Origin of the sequence: Infirmifilum sp. (assembly GCF_049970975.1) — an archaeon.
GTDB classification, from domain to species: domain Archaea; phylum Thermoproteota; class Thermoprotei; order Thermofilales; family Thermofilaceae; genus Thermofilum; species Thermofilum uzonense.
The window spans coordinates 1-2,426 of record NZ_JBMFLX010000168.1; the positions used below are offsets into that span (position 1 = coordinate 1).

Annotated in this window: 4 protein-coding genes; all 4 read left to right on the forward strand. The window is 53.8% G+C overall.

Annotated features, from left to right (window positions below; translation table 11 throughout):
- The coding region (locus ACP5KC_RS10115) for a hypothetical protein (RefSeq protein ID WP_428287491.1) at window positions 1–392 on the forward strand (392 nt) is incomplete at its 5' end.
- Complete coding sequence (locus ACP5KC_RS10120) at window positions 382–1,212, forward strand: RAMP superfamily CRISPR-associated protein (protein WP_428287492.1); 831 nt, start codon at window positions 382–384, stop codon at window positions 1,210–1,212. The genes ACP5KC_RS10115 and ACP5KC_RS10120, both read left to right, overlap by 11 nt.
- A gap of 18 nt (window positions 1,213–1,230) precedes the next feature.
- Window positions 1,231–1,872 carry a hypothetical protein gene (locus ACP5KC_RS10125; RefSeq protein WP_428287493.1) on the forward strand — a complete coding sequence of 214 codons (642 nt, stop codon included), beginning with the start codon at window positions 1,231–1,233 and terminating at the stop codon, window positions 1,870–1,872.
- 27 nt (window positions 1,873–1,899) lie between these two features.
- On the forward strand, window positions 1,900–2,426 hold a 527-nt coding region (locus ACP5KC_RS10130; RefSeq protein ID WP_428287494.1), incomplete at its 3' end, for a hypothetical protein.

The window sequence follows — 2,426 nt, forward strand, 5'->3', positions numbered from 1 at the left end:
TGGAGGAGATGTGGGTGGAGGTTCTTGCACACGTGTGGAACGCTGTGAAGTGGCGTAAGATTAGGGGCCGTAAGCACATCGACGTGTTTGAGCACCGCGTAGAATACGCGAAGTACGAGTCAGACCCGGCGTCCTTCCTGCAGCGACTGGCGAACGCCTTGTCGATCCAGGGGGTCGTCGTGCCGGTGGAGACTCTTGAAAGACTGCGGGGGTGTAGCGACCTTGCAATGGACGTGGTTCGGCGATGGACAAAGGTTATTGTGTTGAAAGCCTCGGTTAAGTCCCGTGAGCTTCGTGGGAAGTCCACAGCTGTGGTCGAGGGTGATGAACAGTCCCCGGATGAGCCGAGCGGGGAGGGGGAGGAGAAAAGGGGTGAGGTGAATGGTAGTTAGGATTACTGGTCGTTTAAAAGCGTTGACACCTGTTTATCATGGTGGGAACGAGAAGACGGGCTCCGTCGTCCTGTTGAATCGTATCAAGTTCATCGTGGATGGAAGGCCCACCGACGTCCCGATCATATCGGGAAACCAGGTACGCGGTAGGCTTAGGAGGCTGCTGTCGCATGACTTCCTAAACCTGGTGGGCTACCAGCTTGACCTTGAGAAGAAGGCCGACCAGAAGCTGTACCACACGTTGTTCGCGGGTGGCGTATTGACGGAGGTGGAGGAGTCGGAGAGCGCCGTGGTGGATCTATCGTTGAAGTCCCGCGTGGTTAAATACATCCTCCCTGTCAGGCTCTTCGGTGCGTCATATGCGAATCAGATGGTTGAGGGCCGTGTACGCGTCATGCATGCTTTACCAATCTGTAAGGAGCTTGTAGAGTATACAGGGATTCCAAGCAACACGTCCTTCTATACGTTAATTAGTAGGGCGTTCCAGACACGGAGAGACGAGTTGCGTGCTAAACGCGAGGAAAATGAGGAGGCCGTGCAGATGCTGGTTGAGTACGAGTGCTTCGCGCCTGGCACCGAGTTCTACCACGAGCTTATACTCGACTCAAGCGACCCAATCGACCTCGCAACGCTCTACCGAGCCGTGAAGCTGTGGACTGAACAGCCATTCATCGGCGGAAAGTCGAGTGTCGGCTTCGGAAGACTAAGCATTAACTATGAGTGGCCTTCAAACGCGAGCGACCAGCCCTACCTTGACTTCGTCAAGAATAACAAGGATGAGATATTGAAGGTCATTGATGAGCTGAAGCAGAGGCTGTGACCACAGCTGTGGTGGATGATGGAACCCGTAAAAATAACGTTTTTCATGAGGACGCCTATCTCGCTAGCATTCCCGTGGATGAGCCTTGACTCACTCGTGGTTCACGTCCTTCTACAGGAGAGGCTTGGGGACAACTACTATACTCTCCCCTCGAAGACGCCGTCAAACATTGTCGATGATGTGATAGGGGAAGTGCCCTTGAAGCGGTGGCGGGACTTGTTCGTCGCCTCAGTCTCACTAATTGATGGAGAGCCCTCCGTCTTCCACTACTACAAGCGTGGGGACTTCCCGTTCCCGCGAGGAAAGATCTCGCGTGGCAGGGGCTTCTTCAAGGACTTCATGCTGAAAGCAGTATACATCCCTGCCAGGACTGTTACGTTCTACGCGACAGGGGAGGCCGAGGAGCTTCGCAGACTATTGAACCTGGTTCCAGCCCTAGGCAAGGAGACGAACATCGGCTTCGGCTGGGTCAAGAGAGTTGTAGTTGAGGAGACTGATGAAGAGTACGGGCTAGTCAAGGACGGCCTTGCAATGCGCCCCATCCCCGTCGAGTACGTTAAACACTACGAGGACTCCGCGCCCCTCGCGTACAAGCCACCGTACTGGGCCCGCGAGAACGTCCGCACCTGCGTCGTGCCCTTCACCCAGGTGAAACTATAATAACTGTGAACCCGGTGAGGATTACGTATGCCAATACCCGAGGAGCTGTACAAGGTCATGATGTTTGAGCCCATAGATGTACCTAGGCTTATACCGCTACTCCTAGGGGAGGAGGACGTAAAGGAACGGATAGTTGATATACTATTCTGTGGGAGAATATACTACGAGCGTATGAGGAAGAATGCGATATTGTTCCTTCGCTTCGAGGGAGAAGATGATGGAGTAACGCTCTTCCGAGAACTAGGCTCTGTGATCCTTAACCACCTCGACGAGATTGCGAATGTGTTTGGGAAGACGGAGCAGTGGAGGGAATCCAAGAGAGCCGATATATTAAAAGCATTAGAGAAAGAGCCACCATCAAGCTTCTCGCTCTCGCATGGGCGCGCATTCATCATCCTTACAATAGCCCCAACCAAGAGGAGCTTCACCAGCACAGAAATCGAGCTACATCTCTTTTCCCTACCAGAGGAGCTTCTCCAGAGGATTGCACGTGAAGTTCTACCAATTGCCGAGAAGTGGTGCCGGGCGCGCCAAGGGTCGGTGATCAGCAAGGC